The sequence below is a fragment of the Acinetobacter sp. YH16042 genome (assembly GCF_013417245.1).
Classification (GTDB): domain Bacteria; phylum Pseudomonadota; class Gammaproteobacteria; order Pseudomonadales; family Moraxellaceae; genus Acinetobacter; species Acinetobacter amyesii.
Genome location: NZ_VPEJ01000002.1, coordinates 42,472 through 66,533, shown reverse-complemented (window position 1 = coordinate 66,533; position 24,062 = coordinate 42,472). Strand labels below are relative to the sequence as shown.

Below are 24,062 nucleotides of genomic sequence, written 5' to 3'. Positions count from 1 at the left end.
TATGAGGTTGTGCTTTCACAAGTATTCTTTTTATTTTTTATTGGCTTTCCTTTCCTGCATCCGTTCCGTGATGCTTCCATCGGCTTCGTCTTCCTTAGTGGGATGTTCCTTTCCCAGTTCCATGTGCCGATGAACAAAGAATAAGTCAATACACTTGACCTGACCATTCGTCAGAAGCCGAAAGCTGTGTAAGCTATTTCTTACACTTTTCTCTTAAATCAAACAAAATCAAGGTGCCTTCGTACCATCCTTATAATCATGGGCGATTTCATCAGTCACAATCTTCTCCTCTTTCTCAGCTTTTTCTATACCCTCCTGAATTGCCTCTTGCGCTTCTTGTTCATCTTCATCTGTTTGCTCTAATTCTTCTTGGATTTGCTCAAATACCCTGCCTGTTTGCAGCACCACATAGACTGGAAAATGGTCTGAACCTATATTGGGCAAGCGTTCCATGTGTACCAATGCAAAATCTGTACTATGAAAAATATGGTCGAGCGACCAACGCAGCAGTGGATAATTGGCATGAAAGGTATTTACGAAATGCCGTCCAACACGTGGGTCTAAAAGCCCACTGATTCGTTGAAAGAGTCGTGTAGTACGTGACCATGCCACATCATTCAGGTCCCCCATAACGATGCAACTTTCATCTAAATCTTTAATCTGATCGCCCACAATCAGCAATTCTGCATCGCGTAAAGTTGAATCTTTGGCTTCTGTTGGACTTGGCGGTTTGGGATGTAAACAATACAGTTGAACCTGATTTCCTGATGCTAAGGTGACTCGGGTATGGATCGAAGGAATTTCATCACTGAGAATAAATTTGACTTCAGTTTCACTAAGTTCTAACTTGCTATACAAATGCATCCCATACAAATTATCTAAAGGTACGGGTACGCGATAAGGATAATCAGCTTCAATCACTGCCAATTCATTTTGCCAAGTTTGATCGGTTTCTAGCGTGAGTACTAAGTCAGGTTGATGCTTTTGTATTTGTGCCAATAATAAGTGATATTGAGTATTCGGCGTAAGTACATTTGAGACAATGATTGAAATTTGTTTCTGTTTATCTAACTGGTCTGATCGAACTTTTTTGACTTGTTTTTTCCAAATAAAGGTATAAGGCAAAACCATTTTTAATTGATATGCCAGGGCAGCAATCAACCCAATTAAAATGATTTCACGCGCCAAGTCCCATTCAGCATTCCATAAAATTAAGCCTATGAAGGCAAATATGCCCAAAGCCAAGATTTGCAGACGCGGAAAATCTGCACCACGAAACCACCATTCATCTCGTGGTATGAGTGACCAAAATGTCAACCAAATGACGAAGCCAGCCAGTATTTCAATCCAAATCATTACGCCTCCCTTATATTCTTTATTTTTTATTGATTCATAAATTTATATCAGTTTTGCATGTAACATAAACAAGATATATTGCACAATATTATTGGTGTTTTCATTATGTAGCGCTTGCAGTTATGCGCCCTTTTGGTACACTCGAACCCCCTTTTTATTTTTTTAACGCACCGAGGCAAAGTGACATGAAAGTAGGTCTGGTCGGTTGGCGCGGGATGGTTGGTTCCGTCCTTATGCAACGTATGGTTGAAGAAAACGATTTCGCTCATTTCGAACCGTTTTACTTTTCTACCAGTAATGCAGGTGGTGAAGCCCCTGCGTTTGGTGGTAAGACTGCCCCAGCACTTATGGATGCAACGGACATTGATAGTCTGAAGCAAATGGATGTCATTATCACCTGCCAAGGTGGCGATTATACGACTGAAGTTTTCCCTAAGCTTAAAGCTGAAAACTGGAATGGTTACTGGATCGATGCTGCATCGACTTTACGTATGGACGATGAAGCAATCATCGTACTTGACCCAGTAAACATGAATGTAATCAAAGACGGCTTAGTAAAAGGTACAAAAACATTCGTGGGCGGTAACTGTACCGTTTCATTAATGTTAATGGGTTTAGGCGGTCTATTCCAAAATAATTTAGTGGAATGGGCAACCTCAATGACTTATCAAGCAGCATCTGGTGCAGGCGCGCAAAACATGCGTGAACTGATTTCAGGTATGGGCTACTTGTACAACAATACCAAAGACTTGCTGGATGACCCACGTTCACCAATTTTAGATATCGATTCTAAAATTGCACAGTTACAACGTGGCGAAGGTTTCCCATCTGCAAACTTCGGTGTGCCTTTAGCGGGTTCTCTCATTCCTTATATCGACAAACAGCTTGAAAGCGGTCAGTCGAAAGAAGAGTGGAAAGGTCAAGTTGAAACCAACAAGATCTTAGGCAACCAGCAAATCGTTCCAATCGATGGCCACTGTGTCCGTATCGGTGCGATGCGTTGTCACTCACAAGCATTGACTTTAAAACTTCGTAAAGATGTTCCACTGGATGAAATCGAAGATATCATCGCAAGTGCCAACGATTGGTCTAAAGTGGTTCCAAATACCCGTGAAGCGTCAATGACTGATTTGACTCCTGTTGCTGTAACAGGCACCTTGTCTGTTCCAGTTGGTCGTCTCCGTAAGCTCAACATGGGTAAAGAATACCTAGGTGCATTCACTGTAGGTGACCAATTGCTTTGGGGTGCTGCTGAACCTTTACGTCGTATGCTAAGAATTCTCATTGATTATAAAAATGCTTAAGCATTTTTAAGTCTCTGAACAGGAAGCCGATCACAATTGATCGGCTTTTTTATGTAACTGTCGTGTAAATATTTTACAATTCTTTGACAACTCGCTAATCTATAATTTTCGCCATGCGACATATATTCGAGCTAAAGATTAAGATGACCGTATATAACAAATTAAAGATCGCCATTTTAGCCGTTATTGCATCTCAAAACATTCAAGCGATCAGCATTGATCCTGTACAAGTCCAGTCAGCACCCGGGGAATTGCTGTACGCTGAGATTCATTTTCGCCACTCAAACACATCTGTGCCGCTCAATGCAAGTTTAGCCACGGCAGAGGATTTGTTGAGTATGGGTACAGGGCATCAACCACCGGGACATTTAAACTTCTTTACGCGTCGTGATGGTGCAGGCAACGGGGTAATTACCATTACCTCTTCGCGTCCAGTAACCGATGCAGAACTTAATTTTATTGTTAATATTAAAGAAGGGAATGCTTCACGCCTGCAACAAATTCGTACCCCATTAAAACGCAATCCAGCGCCGTCAAATGCGACTCAAACCCGTGCCAATGAGCGTGCTTTAACACCTGTCGTGATTGTAAATGAAAAAGAAATTGCCTTAAATTTACCTGTCAGCACACTGTATACCGCAAAAGCACCCGTAGCTGCAGAACAACCCTTATTACTCAGTACCAAAGAACCGCCAAAGTTAGCACAATTAGCAACGTCAACGCCTGTTGCGATTGAACCTGTCACGCATGTACAAAATTATAGTGTTACGCCTGCGGAGCAAAATAGCGCAAGTACTTCATCAGGTTCTGAAACATCAATTTCGAAAGTTACAAAAACCAATTCGACCGGCTCTGTCAGTTCAGAAATGCAAGCCACACAAACTGCAACAGCATCAACTGCAAGATCTCAAGACCCATTGGCACAAAAATTTGCTGCGGAGCAGGCAGCACAAAAACGTGAAAATCCAACAACGACAGCTCAAACAGCATCTACACCAAAACCAACAAGTACTGCGGCTGCATCGACAGCAACACCAGCGGCAAAATATGTGGTTCGCTCGAATGAAAGCCTTTGGGGGATTGCCTCACGTATTGCGACAGAACAAAACCGCCCTGTTTCTGAAGTCATGCAACAGATTAAAAACAGCAACGAACATGCATTCATTCAAGGCGATGTAAACCGTCTGCGCCGTGGTGCGGCTTTAAATCTGCATGGTATGCAGCAAGCAAAACAGCCTGTCAAAGTCTCTGCGGCAGAACTTGCCAAAGTGCCTTCGAAGCAGTCAGGCAAAACCAAATACCGCTTGAATCAAGCTGAAATGAGTCTGGTGGCAGAGAAAGCGCAAGATTCGGCACAATCTTCTGCCAACAGTGCAGCAGAAAAGAATAAAACTTCGAAAGAGTTGTCATTAAAAGTTATGACATCTCGTGAAAAAACCGTTAAATTACAGAGAAACGTAACTCAATTAGAATTGGCGCTAAATCAAAAGGATCACAGAATTCAATTATTAAATGCTCGTCTTGCTCAACTGCAACAACAGTTGAAAGCTCAACAAGCAGATAAAAGAAGCCAATAAACTAAAACGTTACCAATCAAGATTTTATAGGGATGAGTGCAACTGTATATCGCTCTATCTCCAAGGGGTTAAAACATGCTGATTTATGTGATTCCATTAGTGATCTTAGTGATCGTATTGGTTTTTTTAAACAAACGCCAAAAAGGTCAAGAATCAGATAAAGCCAAACCAACATCCACTAAAACCAAGAAATCGGGTGTTTCAGCCAAAGCGACTCCGAAGAAAACTCAAGTGGTTGAAAGCAGTGTCATTGAAAAAAAATCAATGACGCCGTTAACGACCGATGCTCGTGGTAAAATTGAAAAATTAATTGCGGAACGTAATTTCTTTTCTGCTGAAGCGCAAATTAATCAATCATTAAAACGTGACAACTCACAACATGAGTTGTATCTATATCTATTAGATATTCACATTTTACAAAAAGACGAATTTGCCATCAGCCAATTGCTGAGCCATATTCGTTCACTTGAACTTGATGAAATTTTAGAACAAGCTGAAGCAAAAAAAGTAGAGTTTGAAAATTCTCAAAATGTGAAAGATGATGCCATTAACTTTGTATCACCGATCACTGAAGAGGCTCCCTCAAAAGCCCAAAATACCTCTGATTTTGATGCTTTAATGCAAAGTTCAACTGCTGCACCTGTTGAGCCCAAAGCAGCCGAAATTAAACCACTAGATTTTAATTTCACCACTGAAACGCCTGCAAAAGCAGACATTTCTACCCCAGTTGAAAGTGCGCCTGCTGAAAAAATACAGCCGCTTGAATTTGACACGCTTTCAATTTCACCAGAACCTGCACTTGAAGCAACACTGAAAACCGAAGAGATTGCTCAGCCATCTCCTGCCGTTGAAGAAATCAAACCAATTGATTTTGCCCCAAGCACTGAAGCTGCGGCTGAAACTAAAACAGAAACTGTAGAAGAAAAAATCGAGCCTTTAGATTTTTCATTTACAACAGAAACACCAGTTGTAGAAGAAAACAAAGTTGAAGCTCCAACCTTAAACTTTGACTTAGGTGCTTTTGAAACAGCAAAAACAGAAGAAGCCGTTGTCGCTCCTGCAACAGAGTTTAACTTAGAGTCTACGCCTAAAGAGAAACCTGCCGTACCTGCATCAAGTGGTGTGAGTTTTGACATTAGCGGTTTAGGCACACCGTCAACCCCATCTGCTACAGACCAAAACGATCCATTGGTTCAATCTTTCCCTGAACTGGTTGAAGTCAATGAAATTGAATTGAATCTTGAATTGGCAGCGCAATACATCAAACTAGGTGCTTATGACGCTGCACGTGAAATTTTGACTGAAAAAGAAGCTGAGTTTTCTTCAGCTCAACGTCAACAAGCAGATCAGTTACTGAATCAAATCGCATCTTAAGCAAAAGCGATTTAAACTAAAGCAGTCTTTCAAGGCTGCTTTTTTTATGATGAAAAAAATTGCTCTTATTTATATGGGTGGTACCTTCGGTTGTATCGGTGAACCGTTAAGCCCCATGCCAGCGAATGCGTTTTTACCTAAATTACAGCATGTGCTGCCACTACACCTAAACATTGAATGTTTTGTTGCACCTGTCATTCGTGACAGTAGTGCTTGTACTGCGCCCGACTGGCTGGCGCTGATTCAACAAATTCAAAGCTTACAATTACAACAATTTCAGCATTTCGTAATTATTCATGGTACAGACACGCTTAGCTATGCCAGTGCAGTGCTTGCACACTTTATAGGACAGTCTGCTCATATCGTGCTTACAGGCAGCCAATATCCGCTGTTTAATGTGGCTGGTGACAATACCCGTGAATTTACTGATGCCATCGACAATTTAAATTTTGCATTGGAATCGGCACATCAATTGAGTGTTGGGGTTTATTTGGCCTTTCACCATCAATTGATGCATGCTCAATCCGCACTGAAAGTGCATACAACCGATCTAAAAGCCTTTGATGGGCTGCCAGCCACACAGCCACTTTCAATGCTGACATCGCCTTATATTGTTCAGGCCAATGATTTAGACAAAGCGGCTCATTTCAATTGCCTGAATTGGATGTGGCAACCGATTGCAACCAAGCTACACAGTCAAAATTTAACGACTCTGCTTACACACACGCCAGACGTTTTGATTCTGCAAGGTTTTGGCACAGGCAACATTGCCGTTGATGCTGAATTACTCAATGTATTGAAAGCCATACAACAAAAAAATTGCAAAATTATCTTAAGTACACAGGTTGTTCATGGCGGTATAGATCAGCGCTATGCTGTGAGTGACTGGGTCAAAGACAGCGGAATTTTACTGAGTAATTGTTTGGGGCATGCAGATCTTTATGCCAAATGTTTGAAAATGTATTTACAATACGGCAGTGACGCAGACTGGACTGCGCATTGGAACGATTAAGTCATTTGAGGTAACTATGCAACGTTTTGCGATTGGGATTGAGTTTTGTGGCATGCAATACAAGGGCTGGCAAACTCAGCAACCGGGCGTACCAAGCGTGCAAGAAACCATTGAAACCGTCCTCAGTAAAGTGGCAAATGAGCCAATCATGTTGCACGGTGCTGGCCGAACAGATGCTGGTGTCCATGCAACCAATATGGTGGCACATTTCGATACTCAGGCGATTCGTCCCATTCGTGGATGGTTAATGGGCAGCAATAGCCAATTACCCCGTGATATTTCCATCCAATGGATTAAGGAAATGGATCAGGACTTCCATGCCCGCTTTAAAGCGCAAGCACGTCGTTATCGCTATGTGGTCTATAATAATCCACAACGTCCAGCTTTATTACATAAGCAAGTGACCCATGTTTATGCCAAGCTAGATGTGCTGAAAATGCAACGTGCCGTGGCCAAATTTGAAGGCACTCATAATTTCGAAAGCTTCCGTGCCGCAGCCTGTCAGTCCAATCAGCCAGTTCGTCATGTCAGCCATTGTCGCTTGATCCAACACGGATGTTACTTGGTCCTAGATATTCAGGCCGATGGTTTTTTACATCACATGGTGCGTAACATCATGGGCTGTTTATTGGAAATTGGGCAAGGTATGTATGACGTTGACCATATTGACGATATTTTTGCGGCTGAAGACCGAAAAGCAGCTGGTGTCACCGCACCGCCCGATGGGCTGTATTTTATCCATGCAGACTATCCAGCACAGTTTGAACTTCCTCAAGTTCCGCTGGGACCTCATTGGTTAAATATGCCTGAATAAAAAATTCCTCCCAACCTCCCTTTCACAGAGGGATGAGTGTCATTTTCGCCATTGCTAGGTTCTAAAAATGAAAGTACCCCTTTCAAAGGGGGGATTCTGTTTAGGAAAGGATTTTATCGAAGATCAACCTTAACGCTGCTTCCGCTTACGGTATTCCACAGGCGTTTCATTGGTCCAGCGTTTAAATGCGCGATAGAACGTACTTGGCTCAGAAAAACCCGTTAAGTAAACAATGCGCTCCACACTTTCATTGGTATTGGCCAATAATTTTTTAGCCAAACGACAGCGATAGTCTGACAAAATTTGCTGAAAACTGGTATTGGCTTCTGACAACTGAGTCCGTAAACGACGTGGGGTAATGTTGAGCTGTGCAGCGACCGTTTCGAGTGTGGTTTCACCACTTTCAAGCGTTGAACCAATAGCACGGCGAACTTCACCAACCAAATCATAACGCGCCAACTCCTGAAGTTTTTCAATCGCTAACTGCTCATGCAATTGTAATAACTCAGGTTCTGCCTGCCACAATTGATACTCTAAAATAGCCGGATCAAAATATAATCGGGTTTCTTTTTGCCCTAAGCTCACAGGGCATTCATAGACACGGAAATACTCATCATCTGGCGCGCCCTGACTAAAGTTAAAGTCGATATAAATTGGCTGAAAACGCCCTTCAGTAATAAACTTAAAGAAACGCAAAACACCCGACATCGCGCATTCAGAAAAATGACGATTCACGATATTTTCTGCCCAAGGCTGATGACCATTGGTCAAATAGCAGCGGTCATCTTCAATCACCAATTGCGCATGAAAGGCATCGCTAATGAGGCGTTGATACGCCAAAGCCCGCTTTAAACCTTCACCGAAATTCTCAGATGAAATGAATAAGTGTTCAATCACCTGCCCTCGATATAAAGGCAAATGCTCACCCAGATGCAAACCAATGTCAGGATCCTTACTGACCTCTTCTGCAGCCACCCAGAATGCAAATTGTGCATTCAATGGGGTACGGTCATTGGTTTCAACCTGATTTAATGCCACACCCGCTTTTGTTAAAATTTCTTCTGTTGGCAATCCGGCACGACGAATCGCTTGATACCCTAAACGCAACACAACAGATGCATCAGTTAGCTGACCCACTCCAGAACCTTCCTTGTATGTACTTCATTTATACCTAAAAAGATTGATTTTAGATTAACTGCGATTGACCAAACTGACAACTGTTACTGCACATTTTTTGTTGAAAATATTTAACTGAATTGTTCGCTTATTTTACTGACAGTCGATCAGTTCAAAGCCTTTTACGGCTTGTATTCTGAAAAAAAATTGACTATAATTTGCGCCTTGCTAATTTATTCATTCAGGTAGGCTATGGCCAATAAAGAGGAACTCATCGAGTTCGAAGGCGTTGTCACCGAGACGCTTCCTAATACTATGTTCCGTGTACGTTTAGAAAACGGTCATGAAGTGATTGCTCACATCTCTGGCAAAATGCGTAAACACTATATCCGTATTTTGACTGGCGACAGTGTTAAAGTAGAAATGACACCTTATGATTTGACTAAGGGTCGTATCACTTACCGTGCGCGCTAAGTTTTAGCGAAGCGAAAAAGCCACTTTATAAGTGGCTTTTTTTGTATTTATTTCAATACAATGATAAAAATTGACTGCAAATTTGCTTTCCTTTACAGTCTAAAAACATAAAAATTCGATTATAAAATTCAAAATATAAGGACATAAAATCATATGAAACATCTAGGATTAGTCGGTGCTATCTTTTGTGTGGCTTGCGCCACGACAGGCCAAAAACAACTCAATCAATCCCTACAACACTATATTGGACAGCCAGCTGATCAAGTTCATAAAGAGCTCAACTTGAGTCAATTGGGCTATAAAGTGATGGGAGCACCCGTACAAAGCAATGAAAAACTTAGCTATACCATTTTACGCTCGATGCCAATCCCGATTGGTACACCAAATATCGGCACCAGTATAGCCATGGGCGCCCCTATCCCAACGCCGTCTAAAGGTGGTGTCACTGTCGATATGCAATGTAAAATCGAGTTCAAATTACGCAATCAAATAGTTGAATCCATTGACTATGTTGGCAGAGCTTGTTGATCCTGCATGAGAATACTAGAGGCTAATCTTGCTCAGCTGACCGTGTATCAAATGACTACAGTGTTATACAGACCGATCTGACTAAACTGAATTTATTTCGTGAGAAACTGACCCATGGAATTTATTTTAGAACATCAGGTTTACAAAGATCAGCGTTTTATTCGTCCGATATTGAGCATGGGATGCGTTCTAAGAATTGTATGCTTGGCTGGCTGTAGCACGACATCAACGATATCCTCCGTTGAACGTGAACGCTATTTAACCTCATTTATTGGTCAATCGAGCCAAACGATTCAAGCAGAACTCGACCTCAGCAAACTCGGCTATCAAAGAACCTCTCCCGTGGAGGTCAGTTCAGACTACCTTCGTTATCGTGTCGCACGCCCGATCAGTATTCCTTTACCGATGGCGGAAAATCCTACGATGGGCATGGGCAGCGGCGCTGCTGTGCCGATTCCCAGTGGAAATACACGCTATGAGGTTGAGTTAAACTGCCTTATTCAATTTCGCTTAAAGCATAATATTGCAACTGATGTCCGATTAACTGGTCGCACCTGTTAGCGCATCAATTCTAGGATTGATAATTTCTAGGCACAAAAAAACGCAGCATAAACGCTGCGTTTTTTGATTCGCCATTAGTTCAATGCAGAAACTACAGCTTGACCCATTTCAACAGTACCGACTTGAGTACTGCCTTCTGACATGATGTCACCTGTACGTAAACCTTGATCTAAGACATTACCTACAGCATCTTCAATTGCTTTTGCCGCCGCCTCTTCACGGAAGGTATAACGTAGCATCATAGCAACAGACAGAATTGTAGCTAATGGGTTCGCAATGTTTTGACCTGCGATGTCTGGCGCTGAACCGTGGCAAGGCTCATACATACCTTTACCATTTTCATCTAAAGAAGCCGATGGCAACATGCCGATAGAACCGGTTAACATCGCCGCTTCATCAGACAAGATATCGCCGAACAAGTTACCTGTCACGATTACATCAAACTGTTTTGGCGCACGGACCAATTGCATGGCAGCATTGTCAACGTACATATGAGACAAGTTAATTTCAGGATACTGCTCTTCTTTTAACGCAGTTACGGTTTGTTTCCAAAGCTCAGTCACTTCTAGCACGTTGGCTTTATCCACTGAACACACTTTACCACCACGTAAGTTCGCCATTTCAAAAGCAACTTTGGCAATACGCTTGATTTCAGATTCTGCATATACGTCAGTATTGAAACCTTGTTTTTCACCGTTTTCGAGTTCACGAATACCACGTGGTTGACCGAAATAGATACCGCCAGTTAACTCACGTACGATCAAGATATCCAAACCTGCTACGATTTCAGGTTTTAAGCTCGACGCATCTGCAAGCTGCGGATAAAGAATTGCTGGACGTAAATTGGCAAATAAATTTAATTCTGAACGAATTTTTAATAGGCCACGTTCTGGACGAATTGAACGCTCAATGGTATCCCACTTAGGACCACCCACTGCACCCAATAAAATCGCATCAGCAGTCTTCGCTTGTGCTGCTGTTACATCTGGATAAGGTGAACCGTGCGCGTCGATCGCTGCACCACCTAAAAGACCTTGTTCCCAAGTCAAACCTAAGTTGAATTTCTCGTTTACACGTGTCAGCACTTGTTCAGCCGCTTTCACGATTTCAGGACCAATACCATCACCTGGTAAAATCAAAATATGTTTTGACATGAGTCTTTCCATTTATACGCTGGCTTGATTACCAGTCAGATTTAAAGTTTCTTTTCTACAAACTCACCAAGTCCTGTGAGGACATTGTACGGTCGGCAGAAACGTCGAATCGTTTTTGCACCTTGCTTTAAGTCTACACAGAGCGGATCAGGCGCAGATTTATCTAGTAAACTGCCTCTGTTTTTTGAACGCTCACGGTACATTTTAAAGGTGTACTCGTGTTTGGACCTAAAGTTGTGAATGACATGCAAGCGCTCTGCTTTTTCCTGAGAAATAGGATAATAGCGAATCACGACTTCATGCTGACCTGAAGGTACGGACAAATACAAAGGATTAGGCTCAGACAATGAACGACCATTCAACCGTACAATACCTGCTTTAATCGCAGCACGTTGTACATGTTGATTATTTGGATCAACCACCTGTATTTGATCAAAACGCTCAAATTCACAATGCGCTGTACCTGCACAGTAAATCAGAGCATTATTTTTTGTACTTTCAGTTTCTTTCACATTTTTAATGCGTGCCGTGTCAAAGCTTTGACAGGCAGAGAGCGTTGCGAACAGCGCTCCCGTTACAACCAGCTGACCGAAGAACTTTTTCATTTTTCGAACCCAACCTGATAAATTCTGGCTAACGTATAAATTTTGTTTCGCCTGATATTAGCAAGACTTAAGCCGACTGACTACTAAGAAGTTCTACAGTGACACTGACTTAAGCTTTAATGTCTGCAAATACCCAAGGGCGAGATGCTTTGGTTTTTTCTTCATAAGCACGGATATCATCGGCTGCTTGTAAAGTTAAACCGATATCATCCAAGCCATTCAATAGGCAGTGTTTACGGAATGGATCGACTTCAAATGTAAATGCTTCACCACTCGGTGTACGCACTTCTTGCGCAGCCAAATCAATGGTTAATTGATAGCCTTCAGATGCAGCACATTCTTTAAATAACTGATCGACGATCTCTTCAGACAAGATCACTGGCAACATGCCATTTTTAAAGCTGTTATTAAAGAAAATGTCCGCATAGCTTGGTGCAATGACGGTACGGAAACCATATTCTTCTAATGCCCAAGGCGCATGCTCACGGCTCGAACCACAACCAAAGTTTGCACGAGAGATCAAAATCGACGCACCTTGATAACGCGGTTTATTCAATTCGAAATCTGGGTTAATTGGACGTTTTGAAATGTCTTGACCTAAATAGCCTTCATCCAAATAGCGCAACTCATCAAATAAGTTGGCACCAAAGCCAGTACGCTTAATAGATTTCAAAAACTGTTTTGGAATAATTAAATCTGTATCCACATTGGCACGGTCTAATGGTGCAACGATACCTTGTTCAACGGTATATTTTTTCATGTTTATTTCTCACTGAATCCGTGACCTCTCCCTAACCCTCTCCTAAAAGGAGAGGGAACTCCTTCTCCCTCAGGGAGAAGGTTGAGATGAGGGCTTAAACTAGAATGTACGCACATCCACAAAGTGACCTGCAATTGCCGCAGCTGCTGCCATTGCTGGACTCACCAAGTGTGTACGACCGCCATTGCCTTGACGACCTTCAAAATTACGGTTAGACGTCGATGCACAGTGCTCACCTGGTTGCAATTTGTCGGCATTCATTGCCAAACACATTGAGCAACCCGGCTCACGCCATTCAAAGCCTGCTTCAATTAAGATTTTATCTAAGCCTTCTGCTTCTGCTTGTGCTTTGACTAAACCTGAACCCGGCACCACCATGGCTTGCTTAATCGATGCCGCCACTTTTTTGCCTTTGGCCACTTCAGCCGCTGCACGAATATCTTCGATGCGTGAGTTGGTACATGAACCAATAAATACACGGTCTAATTGAATATCAGCCAATGCCTGACCCGCTTCTAAGCCCATGTAGTTGTATGCACGTGTCCAGTCATTACGCTGTACATCATCTTTGGCTTGTTCTAAAGTTGGCACTGCTTGAGATACAGGAATCACCATCTCAGGAGAAGTCCCCCAAGACACTTGTGGCTCAATCTCTTCACCTTGCAACACCACAACAGTATCAAAATGCGCGCCTTCATCAGACACTAAAGTCTTCCAATATTCTACTGCAGCATCCCACTGTTCGCCCTTCGGTGCATATGGACGGTCTTTTACATAGGCAATGGTTTTGTCATCGACAGCCACCATACCCACGCGCGCGCCACCTTCGATCGCCATGTTGCATACGGTCATACGACCTTCAATCGACATATCGCGGAACACTTGACCACCAAATTCAATTGCGTGACCTGTACCGCCTGCAGTACCAATTTTACCGATAATTGCTAAAACCACGTCTTTAGGAGTTACGCCTTGACCCAATTGACCGTCAACACGCACCAACATGTTCTTCATTTTCTTTTGAACTAAGCATTGAGTCGCCAACACATGTTCAACTTCAGATGTGCCGATACCATGTGCCAAGCAGCCAAATGCACCATGCGTTGCAGTATGTGAATCACCACACACCACGGTCATACCCGGCAACGTTAAACCTTGTTCAGGCCCAACCACATGCGCGATCCCTTGACGCACATCGTTGATGTCAAACTGGGCAACATTAAAGGTTTTACAGTTGTCATCTAAAGTTTGCACTTGGATACGTGAAGTATCATCTTCAATACCCGCAATACCTTCAGCACGCTCCTTAGTAGACGTAGGTACGTTATGGTCTGGCGTTGCAACATTAGCGCTTAAACGCCACGGTTTACGACCTGCAAGTTGTAGCCCTTCAAAGGCTTGTGGAGAAGTCACTTCATGCAATAAATGACGGTCGATATACAATAATGAAGAGCCATCATCTCGCTGTTTTACTAGATGGTCATCCCACAATTTGTCATACAAGGTTTTTTTTATTTGGGTTTCCGCTTTTTGGGTTTCGCCTGCCATGTCGATTTGCTCCACTGGACTGGGTAAATTCTTTCGTCAAATCGATTATAACCACGTATTCACATAAATCTAATTTATCATTTTTATTAGTTTAAAAACTTATAGGAATGATATTTAACTGCTGATTTCCGCTACATTTTAAAGACCATTAATGCGTTTAAAACACGCTCACTTCAATACTTTCAGCAGATGAAACTTTAGAATTTTCTCCGACTTTTTTGTTCACTGTCTGCCATTATTTAAACAGTAATTTAAAAATTCAATGGTCATAAATCGAATTTTCTCTTTTACATTGCAAATAAGAATCATTATTATTAAATCATTGCCAAGATTTATCAATTTAACAAGGAGCTTTTTCATGGCACACATTAACAAGTTCGTCGAAAATAATCAGCGCATGTTCAAAAAAACCTTGAGTTATTACATCATGCATATCACGGTTGCGATGTTGGTTGGTTATTACGTGACAGGCAGTATTGCAATGGCCATTACATTAAGTTTACTTGAACCAACTGTTCAAGCGGTTGCCTTTTTCTTCCACGAAAAAGTCTGGGAAAAGAAAGATAAAGCTGTAGAGGAAAATATCCCCGCTTAATCCAACCCTGCTCCTTGTAAAAAAACCACCATCACGGTGGTTTTTTTAATGACCTCAAAACGTTCTTTTACTCTATCCACTTTAACTTTCTATTCATTTCATCCTATAGATTCAATTGTAGACAGATCATCAAAGCTTGGTTTTTTGTTGTAAGACCAGCTGACCATGCGCCTCGATCAATTGTTCTATCGCAAGAATCAGTTTGTTTTTTGCCGCATTACACTCGGCAGCTGCACGGTTTTCTTCGTCTTCATCGTCTGCGATTTCATATATCGCACAGCGCTTTTCGACTGTCACTTCAAAAACATCCAATAAATTTTTAATGTGTTTAATATCCATCACCTTCTCCCTGTGAGATAAAACATCGCTAATCGATGCCGCCCTGACTGTACCTGTTGCTTTAATTATTCACTGAAAACTATGTTCCCCAAGCCATCAAAACTTGAACTCATTTTTTTGTTCTAGTTTAAAGCTGAGTTAAAAAGAAAAGCCATCTCTCCTCTTTAATTCAAACGGTTAAAAATACTTTTCAGCCCTATATTTTTTATATTATGCATAACTACGGTTTCTGTTTAAAAAACAACATTGTAACAGCGCATTTGAGCTGAAAACGTCACAGCCCAATCTCTAATCATGCAACGATCAGGCACTCGAATAACACTATGGAACCCGGAAAATCCCCTCAGATTTAACGCGTCATCTGGCTTGAACGCCTAGTTTTAAATCAAAAGATACAACTTTTCCTTTGATTTATTCTTAAAATATTATAACAATGAGACTACGCATAAAAATTCTTTATAGGAATGAAGATGAATCTCGCAGCCTTTGAAGCCTTTGTAAAAGTTATGGAAACTGGTTCGATCTCTTTGGCAGCAGATCAGCTCTTCATTACGCAACCTGCTGTAACCAAGCGTATTCACAGTTTAGAAGAATACTTCGGTGTCAAACTTTTTGAATCCGCGGGTCGTGGTGTTCAAGCGACGCATGCAGCAAACTCTCTCTTGCCAAAAGTAAAAAGCTGGCTGAATGAGTTGGGCGATATTCACCATACGCTCAGCCATGAGCAAGGTCAGGTTCAAGGTAAACTGAAAATTGGTACCAGTCATCATATCGGCTTACACCATTTACCAGCGCATTTGCGTCAATATGTGCAACAGTTTCCGGAAGTAACCTTAGATGTACACTTTGTTGATTCTGAACAGGCCCATGAGCAAGTTTTGGCAGGTGACTTAGAATTGGCATTTTTGACTTTACCGCCACAAGGTGACAGCCGTTTAAAATACATCACGACATGGAATGATCCACTGGTATTCGTGGTTGCGCCTTTCCATCCTTTGGCGCAAGTTGAGCATTTAACCTTAGAAGATTTGATCCAATACCCAAGTCTTTTGCCTGCGGCGCAAACCTATACCAGTCAAATTACTTTGGCTGAATTTGAAAAGTATGGACTAAAACCAAAAGTCACCATGAGCAATAACTCACTTGAGTCGATTCGTATGTTGGTTTCCATTGGTCTCGGTTGGTCAGTCCTTCCTAAAACCTTATTGAACCAAGATTTAAAACAACTGAATTTACCTTCAAACATGAATCGTCAATTGGGCATGGTATGGCACCCAGGCCGTACTCAGTCACTTGCTGCACAAAAGCTGGTTGAATTGATGAAACACATCTAATTCATTTTTTTGCCTACAAAATTCAATTATTAATCAAGCCACCGCTATGGTGGCTTTTTTTAGTGATCTGTTTAAGCATTTAGAAAAAGCGAATAATTTTCTATGTGTTGAGTGGTCGCTTAAATTTCTTTTGCATTAAAAATGGGATCGCCTATTTCAGCCGATCCCATTAAAAAAACCAAGGAAGACCTGTCAGTTTTACTTCGTCAATGAATCTTCATGTAATGATTCATTCAATTGATCGACAATAATCGCCCATTCACCATCTGACTTAATTTTTTCGGCCAAAAACTGGCGCTGAGCATCTGTCCAATAATCTGCTTCGGTAATTTTAGTTTGGGCACTGAGTTGATGCGTCACGATAAATAAAGCAATCGCGTCTTCACTCGAATCTAAACCCAGTTGTTCAAATAGATGAGTCATGCGTGGACGTACACTCATTGTCATTCTCCGTGTTAAAACTTATTGTTTATGGATACAAAATTTCTGTTTTAAGGATATAACACGGAACGAACACGCACTCAATTACAGAATTCTATAGCGGTGAAAATTGAATAAAAGGCAAACTGAGCATAATCATCACGACAGATTGAATAAATACCAACAATAAAGGCAGCCCCCAGTTCACTCCGCCTTCTTCAGCAAACACCTGTTCACTATATTTCGGCTGCTGCATATAGGCTTTGGTCTTTTGCACAGCAAAATCGCTATAAAGCCGCTTTCCGATCCCAGCGAGTATGAGGTTAGGAATCAATGACAGCCCCATCAAGACTTGTTCAGGCACACCGATGATGAGTGCCAACATGCTAATCAAAAAACCAACCGCAAAGAATAAGAAGAAATAGCGGTACATCTTTCGATAGAGTAACCAATAGGGTCCAAAAATTAGCCCTGCCCAACTCAGACCATTGTTCTGTCCAACTTGTTGTTCAATGAAATTTAAATAAGATTGAGCACGTGGCCCTATAAAGATTTGAATTAAATGTTTAAAAGAAGCTTCTGTCTGCATATAGAGCGATAGTTCAAATTAGTGAGCTGAAGTTTAATCAAAAGGACGTCAAATAAAAAAGCATCTCAAGATGCTTTTTTTCCTATTCATCTTTAGGCTTGAATTGACCAGTCTTGAATGTCCCAACCTTGTTCTTTTGCTAGGACCTCTAAACGATCATCTGGATTGACTGCAATTGCATGATCCGCATATTCCAATAAGAATCGATCATTGATTGAATCTGAATAGGCCCAAGACTCTGTCACATCACGACCTTCTAACCATTGATTCAAACGGACTAATTTGCCCTTTTGATAGCACGGAGTATTAATTACTTTACCTGTATATTTACCATTTACAACTTCGGCATTGGTCGCAATGATTTCAGTAATGCCGAATTCACGAAAAATCGGTGCGGTAATAAAATCAGACGTTGCGGTGATCCCGACCAATTGATGCCCTGCATCTTGATGGCGCTGAATGGCAGCATAGCCCTCTGGACGCATTTGCGCACGAATAACTTTTTTCATAAACAACTGATGTAACTCAGTTAAGTAGGCATTGTCATGTTGGGTTAAAAACTCAAATACAAATTCGTTATAGGCAATCGGGTCGAGCTGGCCTTTTTTATAATCATCATAAAATTTGTCATTCATGGCACGATGACGAATTGGATCAACCAAGCCTTCATTGACCAAAAACTCCCCCCAAGAATGGTCTGAGTCGGTATTTAATAAGGTGTGATCAAGGTCAAACAGTGCCAATTTCATGAAAATACTCGTAAAAGCTGAAATTTAAGAAAAAAATTGTAAATCTATCTCCGCTAGTCGATAGAAATTCGTTAAGATCATAACAATTTTAACATTTTTACACTTTGCTTTTTCGAGATGGACACAGAAATAAACGTCCCCGTGAGCAAAGTCATAAATTACACAATATTTAGGTAGCCAAATGATCGATTCAGAAGGTTTCCGACCCAACGTCGGGATCATTTTGGCAAACGACATTGGACAAGTTTTATGGGCAAAGCGCATTGGTCACAATGCCTGGCAATTTCCACAAGGAGGTATCCAACATGGAGAAACCCCCGAACAGGCACTTTACCGTGAGCTGAGAGAAGAAGTTGGCTTACTGCCCGAACACGTCCAGGTGATAGCACAAACCCAAGGGTGGTTGCGCTATCGTTTGCCACATCGGTATATACGTACGGATTCAGACCCCGTTTGTATTGGTCAAAAACAAAAGTGGTTTTTATTAAAACTGACGGCTTCGGCACAGCATATTCAGCTGGATTTGTCAGACCCACCAGAGTTTGATCAATGGCAATGGGTCAGCTATTGGTACCCTTTGGGTCAAGTGGTGAATTTTAAACGCGATGTATATCGTAAAGCCATGGTGGAGCTGTGCAATCAGCTTCCGCAAAAACCGTAAAAATTTGCAGAATGGATGCAGATTTTTAGGATGAGTGTTGTTATAAATAAAGCAGAATAAATTTTGGAGCAGACACGATGTCGAACATGCAACTGGATACCTTAAGACGCATAGTCCAAGAGATTAATGCGTCGGCCAGTTTGCATGAATCTTTAGACATTATGGTCAATCAAGTGGCCGAAGCCATGCATGTGGATGTCTGCTCAATCTACTTGCTTGATGAACGAAATCATCGTTATTTACTAATGGCTTCTAAGGGTTTAAACCCTGAAGCCGTTGGGCATGTCTCTTTGCATACCAGTGAGGGTTTGGTCGGCTTAGTTGGACAACGTGAAGAAATCGTCAACTTAGACAATGCACCCAAACACGAACGCTTTATGTATCTGCCAGAAACGGGGGAAGAAATTTACAATTCCTTCCTCGGTGTTCCGGTGATGTATCGCCGTAAAGTTATGGGCGTCTTGGTGGTTCAAAACAAAGAGCCTCAAGACTTTAGCGAAGCTGCCGAATCTTTCCTCGTGACCCTGTGCGCTCAACTTTCAGGGGTGATTGCCCATGCACATGCCGTCGGGAATATTGAAGTCTTTCGTAAACCAAACAACCTCCCTGCCTATAAAACTTTCCAAGGTATTTCAGGTTCAGGCGGTATTGCGCTAGGTCGTGCAGTCATCCTGTATCCACCTGCTGATTTGGCTTCAGTCCCCGATCGTGAAGCCGATGACATCAGTGAAGAACTCGAATTACTCGACAATGCCATAGACGCAGTTCGTCAAGAAATTTTGTCTCTCGATGAAAAGATGCAAGATGCCCTCATGGCCGAAGAGCGGGCATTATTTAGCGTGTTCTTGCGGATGCTCGATGCCAATGCCCTCCCCGCGGAAATCAAAAGTGAAATTCGTGACGGTAACTGGGCACAAGGTTCGGTACGCATTGTTATTGATAAACATATTGCGCTCTTTGCACAGATGGAAGATGACTATCTCCGCGAACGTGTTTCAGACTTAAAAGATCTAGGGCGTCGTATCTTGGCCTTTTTGCAAGAAGCAGATGCCAGTCACCGTGAAATCACCGATGAAAGCATTTTAATTGGTGAGGAAATTTCTACGGCTGCCTTGGTTGAACTCCCTGTCGATAAAATAGCGGCGATTGTAACCACTGAAGGTGCCATGAACTCACACATGGTGATTGTGGCACGTGCCCTCGGTATTCCAACCGTAGTCGGTGTGACTGAACTACCAATTAATACCCTCGATGATGTCGAAATGATTGTCGATGCACATCAAGGTCGTGTATTCATCAATCCACCTCGTCGTTTACGCACACGTTATAAAGAGATTCAAAAAGAAGAAGAGCAAATTGCTAAAGATCTGAAGCAATACGAAACCAAAGATGCCATCACCCCTGACGGTGTTGCGGTTCGATTGTTTGTAAATACTGGCTTGATGATCGATGTGGTTCGCGGTGTACAACGTGGCGCCAAAGGTGTCGGTCTATACCGTTCTGAAATTCCATTTATGCTGCGTGATCGCTTCCCCGGTGAAGAAGAACAGCGCGCTATTTATCGTCAACAGCTCAGTCATTTTGCCAATAAACCAGTGGTGATGCGTACCCTCGATATTGGTGCAGATAAAGACCTTCCTTATTTCTCGATTGAAGAAGAAAACTCAGCACTGGGTTGGCGTGGAATTCGCTTTACCCTCGATCATCCTGAGATTTTTTCAGCCCAAATTCGTGCCATGCTCAAAGCCAGTATTGGCCTGAACAACTTGCATATATTGCTGCCGATGGTGACCAGTGTCAGCGAAGTCGAAGAAGCGTTGTATTTGCTCGATCGTGACTGGCAAGCGGTGCAAGAAGAAGAACAGGTGAAAATTACCAAACCCAAAATCGGCATCATGGTCGAAGTGCCGAGTGTGCTGTTACAGATCGATGAGTTTGCTGAATTGGTTGACTTCTTCTCGGTCGGATCTAACGATTTAACCCAATACTTACTTGCGGTTGACCGAAATAACCCACGAGTTGCCAATGTCTATTCACACTCACACCCAGCCGTACTTCGTGCGCTGACTCGCTTGGTGCAAGAATGTCATAAATACGACAAGCCGATTAGTATTTGTGGAGAAATGGCCGGTGATCCACTCACAGCTATTTTACTGATGGCGATGGGCTTTAATACCCTATCGATGAGTTCGAGTAATATCCTCAAAGTCCGTAAAGCCATCTGCCATGTGCCGATGCCAGATGCAAAAGAGCTCTTGGATCGTGCTTTGAGCATGAATAATCCACTGATGGTGAAAAGCATGATGGAGTACTACTTCAAGACTCATGGTCTTGGTGATATGGTGAAATCGGCAACCCGAATCGTGAGTGCTTAAGAACACTCATGTAAAATAATAAAATGAGGTGATGATGGATTTTTTATTTTTTTTGGCTTTTGTCGCCATTGCCTTTTATATGACAAAGATCCATCCGCAACTCAAACAAAAAATGTTAGAGCTGCAACACGATACACCGATTGAAAAAGTATCCTCAACTCGACCTAGACCGTCCCAAGCACAACAAGTCAATATACGCCCAACCAAGCCAACAAAATCCAAAGCTCCGGTCAGCCGCTCTCGTATTCCCCCCTTACTCGGTATAGAAATTACTGCGTCACAGCAGCGCCGCTTAGGTAAAAATGATCCATCGGTGCTGGCTGCACAGCGCGCCAAACAGCTAAATCAGACGCAGCACAGCGACGCAACATGGTTTGAGCAATTGACCAGTCAGGTGGAACACATACTTCAGCAACCTAATAACGCCGTAAAACATCAAAGCACAGCGTCTAGACCACAACAAAAATCCACATTCAACAAAATGTTTGAAGACTTATTTTCAAAATAAGCGGTGTTTTAATGTTCAATATTTCAACTCAAAACCAATGCTTTAAATCCTGCATGGAACCACCTAAATGAACGTTGGTATCTTATTATTCAACGAAGTTGAAGTCTTAGATGCTGCGGGGATTTCTTCGGGGATCCATGCATCGCTTTATATTGTGGCCAAATTGCATGGCTTAGAGATTGCGAAGCAAACAGCAAAACGTATGGAATATGATGTGGAATTTGTTTAAGCAGATGTTGAAGCCGAATCATTTAGTAGACTAAAAACTGAGAAAATACACTGAAATAAAAAGGGAGATAATCATTCGAATATCCCCCTTTTTTGTGCTTTGCATAGCCGCGTTTTGCATTTTTCTTTCGATCTACAAAAGTTTGGCTTTTGTTAAAATCGTTCATGTGTTTTGCCACAAAGTTGCGAACTTCAACTTCAGGCAGGACTTTTTTCTTTGCCATTTGCATTCACCTTTTTGCCTATACAGCACCCTCGTACTGTAGTGCATATATTGATCTATTTTTAGATTTTTTCAAGCACTTTCCTATGGCTTTTTGATACAGCGTAGTTAGCCCCAAGGCCATAAAAAAATTGCTTTGCCACATTATTTCCCTCTCCCTAACCCTCTCCCATTGAGAGAGGGAAATACGTTGTATTTAGCTAGCAAAAGCCCGTTCTAATACTCGCTCTACATCGACCTTTTTAGCATCCAGCATGCCCACCACTTGCCCGTGTTTAGCGCTATAACGGCTTTGAATAAAACCATTTGCTACATAGTCAGGCGCATAGCGTTTCAGTAATACCGCTTGTGCCAAGACCGTTAAACGGCTGACTAGGCTACGCCCCATAAATTGTAAATCTTCAGGCGATTGATGGAACAACCTGAATAAGTCCTGTAATTCTGTTTGCAAGGTTTCGTTAGTACTTGCAGTAGAAGCGAGATCCTTAAACAGCACTTCAATAGATTCAGGATCACGTCCAATCGCACGCAGTACATCCAAGCACATGACATTGCCTGAACCTTCCCAAATGGTATTTACCGGTGCTTCTTTAAAGATGCGTGCCATGATGCCGTTATCGACATAACCATTGCCGCCAAAAACTTCCATCATCTCCCCTGTTAGCTCTACCGCACGCTTACAAATCCAAAATTTGGCTGCTGGCGTCATGATGCGCTTCCATGCCACAGACAAAGCATCATCCGATTCATAACACTGCGCCAAATGGAAACTGAGCTGCGTCGCTGCTTCACTTTCTAAAGCTAAATCTACCAAGACTGCACGCATCAGCGGTTGATCAATCAAATGTTTACCAAAAGCCTGACGCTGACGGGTATAAGCAATGCATTGCACCAAAGCTTGACGCAGCATGGCGCTCGAACCAACCGAACAGGTCAGACGAGTGTAGTTCGCCATTTCAATAATGGTTGGAATACCTCGCCCTGCCTCACCAATCATGATGCCCCATGCATTTTTGAATTCGACTTCCGAACTTGAATTACTGCGATTACCGACTTTTTCTTTCAGACGCTGTACCTGAATATTATTCTTCGTACCATCTTCCAGCCAACGCGGCACAAAGAAACAGGCCAAGCCATCTTGTTCGGTTTTTGCCACCACCAAATGCGCATCGCACATTGGCGCAGAGAAGAACCATTTATGCCCCGTGAGTAAATAGGCTTTACCTCGCCCTCTTTCTGCTACAGGCACAGCAATGGTTTCATTGGCACGTACATCTGAACCGCCCTGCTTTTCAGTCATGCCCATACCGAGCCAAATCGACTTTTTTTGTGCAATCGGCACATCACGTTCATCGTATTCAGTCGATAATAGTTTCTCGCCAATTTTCGCCCACAGTTCAGGCTCACGTTGAATGAGCGGAATACTGCCGAGCGTCATCGAATTTGGACATAAGTTACCGCATTCGACCTGACCTGCAAGATAAAAACGTGCTGCCCATTCCACCCATTTGGTCTTGGAGTTAGGCTGATTAAAAGGATGCGCATGGGTATCAAACTGACGGTTGAGTCCCATCCATTTATGCCATGAAGGATGAAACTCAACAAAGTCGGTACGGCGACCACGAGCATCGAAGGCATATAAGATTGGCGTGTGTTTGTTGGCTAAAGCCCCATGCTGAAAGTATTCACTCGAACCTGCGACTTTGCCCATTTCGCATAGGGTCGGCTGATCATGGCTGCCATAGCGCTTTAAGATTTCATGCAAAACCGTATCGCTTGAAAATAGATTGTAGCTGTCTAGTTCATCAAATTGGTTGCTGATTTGATGTGTCATCCATGTCTGTTCTAATGTATTCAT

At 42.3% G+C, this 24,062-nt stretch carries 26 protein-coding genes; 14 read left to right on the top strand and 12 right to left on the bottom strand.

Annotated elements, in window-relative coordinates:
• Window positions 1-228 precede the first annotated feature (228 nt).
• Window positions 229-1,356 carry an endonuclease/exonuclease/phosphatase family protein gene (locus tag FTV37_RS01835; RefSeq protein WP_180062918.1) on the bottom strand — a complete coding sequence of 376 codons (1,128 nt, stop codon included), beginning with the start codon at window positions 1,354-1,356 and terminating at the stop codon, window positions 229-231.
• Window positions 1,357-1,541: 185 nt separating this feature from the next.
• Here FTV37_RS01835 and asd point away from each other — a divergent pair, with 185 nt between their 5' ends.
• From asd to truA, 5 genes are all read left to right on the top strand, one after another.
• Window positions 1,542-2,660, top strand: a complete 1,119-nt coding sequence (gene asd, locus FTV37_RS01830) for an aspartate-semialdehyde dehydrogenase (RefSeq protein ID WP_180005293.1) — start codon at window positions 1,542-1,544, stop codon at window positions 2,658-2,660.
• Between the two features lie 143 nt (window positions 2,661-2,803).
• Window positions 2,804-4,237 (top strand): hypothetical protein, encoded by a 1,434-nt coding sequence (locus FTV37_RS01825; RefSeq protein ID WP_180062917.1) that lies wholly within the window; start codon window positions 2,804-2,806, stop codon window positions 4,235-4,237.
• A gap of 75 nt (window positions 4,238-4,312) precedes the next feature.
• Entirely contained in the window at window positions 4,313-5,611 is a 1,299-nt protein-coding gene (locus FTV37_RS01820) for a fimbrial protein FimV (RefSeq protein WP_180062916.1), read from the top strand.
• 49 nt (window positions 5,612-5,660) lie between these two features.
• Complete coding sequence (locus tag FTV37_RS01815; protein WP_180062979.1) at window positions 5,661-6,623, top strand: asparaginase domain-containing protein; 963 nt, start codon at window positions 5,661-5,663, stop codon at window positions 6,621-6,623.
• A gap of 16 nt (window positions 6,624-6,639) precedes the next feature.
• Entirely contained in the window at window positions 6,640-7,437 is a 798-nt protein-coding gene (gene truA, locus FTV37_RS01810) for a tRNA pseudouridine(38-40) synthase TruA (protein ID WP_180062915.1), read from the top strand.
• Between the two features lie 129 nt (window positions 7,438-7,566).
• Here the strand turns inward: truA and FTV37_RS01805 are convergent, their stop codons facing one another.
• On the bottom strand, window positions 7,567-8,574 hold the full coding sequence (locus FTV37_RS01805; protein WP_078189717.1) for an AraC family transcriptional regulator: 1,008 nt from the start codon (window positions 8,572-8,574) through the stop codon (window positions 7,567-7,569).
• Window positions 8,575-8,805: 231 nt separating this feature from the next.
• Here FTV37_RS01805 and infA point away from each other — a divergent pair, with 231 nt between their 5' ends.
• The 3 genes from infA (at window position 8,806) to FTV37_RS01790 (ending at window position 10,116) form a co-directional block, all read left to right on the top strand.
• Complete coding sequence (gene infA, locus FTV37_RS01800) at window positions 8,806-9,027, top strand: translation initiation factor IF-1 (protein WP_001284370.1); 222 nt, start codon at window positions 8,806-8,808, stop codon at window positions 9,025-9,027.
• Window positions 9,028-9,180: 153 nt separating this feature from the next.
• On the top strand, window positions 9,181-9,555 hold the full coding sequence (locus FTV37_RS01795; protein ID WP_180062914.1) for a hypothetical protein: 375 nt from the start codon (window positions 9,181-9,183) through the stop codon (window positions 9,553-9,555).
• Between the two features lie 114 nt (window positions 9,556-9,669).
• Window positions 9,670-10,116, top strand: coding sequence for a hypothetical protein (locus tag FTV37_RS01790; RefSeq protein WP_373683552.1), 447 nt, complete (start codon window positions 9,670-9,672; stop codon window positions 10,114-10,116).
• Window positions 10,117-10,190: 74 nt separating this feature from the next.
• Here the strand turns inward: FTV37_RS01790 and leuB are convergent, their stop codons facing one another.
• The 4 genes from leuB to leuC form a co-directional block, all read right to left on the bottom strand.
• Window positions 10,191-11,270, bottom strand: a complete 1,080-nt coding sequence (gene leuB / locus FTV37_RS01785; RefSeq protein ID WP_078189719.1) for a 3-isopropylmalate dehydrogenase — start codon at window positions 11,268-11,270, stop codon at window positions 10,191-10,193.
• A gap of 41 nt (window positions 11,271-11,311) precedes the next feature.
• A complete protein-coding gene (locus FTV37_RS01780) occupies window positions 11,312-11,875 on the bottom strand; it encodes a hypothetical protein (RefSeq protein WP_078189720.1) in 564 nt (187 codons plus the stop codon).
• Window positions 11,876-11,984: 109 nt separating this feature from the next.
• A complete protein-coding gene (gene leuD, locus FTV37_RS01775) occupies window positions 11,985-12,635 on the bottom strand; it encodes a 3-isopropylmalate dehydratase small subunit (RefSeq protein WP_180062913.1) in 651 nt (216 codons plus the stop codon).
• 99 nt (window positions 12,636-12,734) lie between these two features.
• The gene (leuC, locus tag FTV37_RS01770) at window positions 12,735-14,183 is read right to left on the bottom strand and encodes a 3-isopropylmalate dehydratase large subunit (protein ID WP_180055611.1); all 1,449 of its coding nucleotides are present in this window, start codon (window positions 14,181-14,183) and stop codon (window positions 12,735-12,737) included.
• Window positions 14,184-14,541: 358 nt separating this feature from the next.
• On the opposite strand from leuC, the gene FTV37_RS01765 reads away from it, so the two are divergent.
• Window positions 14,542-14,778, top strand: coding sequence for a DUF2061 domain-containing protein (locus FTV37_RS01765; protein WP_111884090.1), 237 nt, complete (start codon window positions 14,542-14,544; stop codon window positions 14,776-14,778).
• A gap of 129 nt (window positions 14,779-14,907) precedes the next feature.
• Here FTV37_RS01765 and FTV37_RS01760 read toward each other — a convergent pair whose 3' ends face one another.
• Window positions 14,908-15,117: a hypothetical protein gene (locus FTV37_RS01760; protein ID WP_180062912.1), complete on the bottom strand. Its 210-nt coding sequence runs from the start codon at window positions 15,115-15,117 to the stop codon at window positions 14,908-14,910.
• A gap of 470 nt (window positions 15,118-15,587) precedes the next feature.
• Between FTV37_RS01760 and FTV37_RS01755 the strand changes: the two genes are divergently transcribed.
• On the top strand, window positions 15,588-16,451 hold the full coding sequence (locus FTV37_RS01755) for a LysR family transcriptional regulator (RefSeq protein ID WP_078189725.1): 864 nt from the start codon (window positions 15,588-15,590) through the stop codon (window positions 16,449-16,451).
• A 198-nt stretch (window positions 16,452-16,649) separates the two neighbouring features.
• Here the strand turns inward: FTV37_RS01755 and FTV37_RS01750 are convergent, their stop codons facing one another.
• The 3 genes from FTV37_RS01750 to FTV37_RS01740 all read right to left on the bottom strand — a co-directional run bounded on the left by FTV37_RS01750 (window position 16,650) and on the right by FTV37_RS01740 (window position 18,209).
• Complete coding sequence (locus FTV37_RS01750) at window positions 16,650-16,892, bottom strand: DUF2789 family protein (protein ID WP_078189726.1); 243 nt, start codon at window positions 16,890-16,892, stop codon at window positions 16,650-16,652.
• A 94-nt stretch (window positions 16,893-16,986) separates the two neighbouring features.
• Window positions 16,987-17,460, bottom strand: coding sequence for a DUF2628 domain-containing protein (locus FTV37_RS01745; protein ID WP_180062911.1), 474 nt, complete (start codon window positions 17,458-17,460; stop codon window positions 16,987-16,989).
• A 92-nt stretch (window positions 17,461-17,552) separates the two neighbouring features.
• Window positions 17,553-18,209, bottom strand: a complete 657-nt coding sequence (locus tag FTV37_RS01740; protein ID WP_180034967.1) for an HAD family phosphatase — start codon at window positions 18,207-18,209, stop codon at window positions 17,553-17,555.
• 181 nt (window positions 18,210-18,390) lie between these two features.
• Between FTV37_RS01740 and FTV37_RS01735 the strand changes: the two genes are divergently transcribed.
• The 4 genes from FTV37_RS01735 to FTV37_RS01720 all read left to right on the top strand — a co-directional run bounded on the left by FTV37_RS01735 (window position 18,391) and on the right by FTV37_RS01720 (window position 21,982).
• Window positions 18,391-18,870 (top strand): RNA pyrophosphohydrolase, encoded by a 480-nt coding sequence (locus FTV37_RS01735; protein WP_078189729.1) that lies wholly within the window; start codon window positions 18,391-18,393, stop codon window positions 18,868-18,870.
• A 77-nt stretch (window positions 18,871-18,947) separates the two neighbouring features.
• Window positions 18,948-21,245, top strand: coding sequence for a phosphoenolpyruvate--protein phosphotransferase (gene ptsP / locus FTV37_RS01730; protein ID WP_180005299.1), 2,298 nt, complete (start codon window positions 18,948-18,950; stop codon window positions 21,243-21,245).
• Between the two features lie 34 nt (window positions 21,246-21,279).
• The gene (locus FTV37_RS01725; protein WP_180062892.1) at window positions 21,280-21,753 is read left to right on the top strand and encodes a hypothetical protein; all 474 of its coding nucleotides are present in this window, start codon (window positions 21,280-21,282) and stop codon (window positions 21,751-21,753) included.
• Between the two features lie 67 nt (window positions 21,754-21,820).
• Window positions 21,821-21,982, top strand: coding sequence for a hypothetical protein (locus FTV37_RS01720; protein ID WP_180010167.1), 162 nt, complete (start codon window positions 21,821-21,823; stop codon window positions 21,980-21,982).
• Window positions 21,983-22,004: 22 nt separating this feature from the next.
• Here FTV37_RS01720 and FTV37_RS01715 read toward each other — a convergent pair whose 3' ends face one another.
• Both FTV37_RS01715 and FTV37_RS01710 read right to left on the bottom strand, forming a co-directional pair.
• Complete coding sequence (locus tag FTV37_RS01715) at window positions 22,005-22,205, bottom strand: hypothetical protein (RefSeq protein ID WP_067764150.1); 201 nt, start codon at window positions 22,203-22,205, stop codon at window positions 22,005-22,007.
• A 195-nt stretch (window positions 22,206-22,400) separates the two neighbouring features.
• Window positions 22,401-24,062, bottom strand: a complete 1,662-nt coding sequence (locus FTV37_RS01710) for an acyl-CoA dehydrogenase family protein (RefSeq protein ID WP_180062910.1) — start codon at window positions 24,060-24,062, stop codon at window positions 22,401-22,403.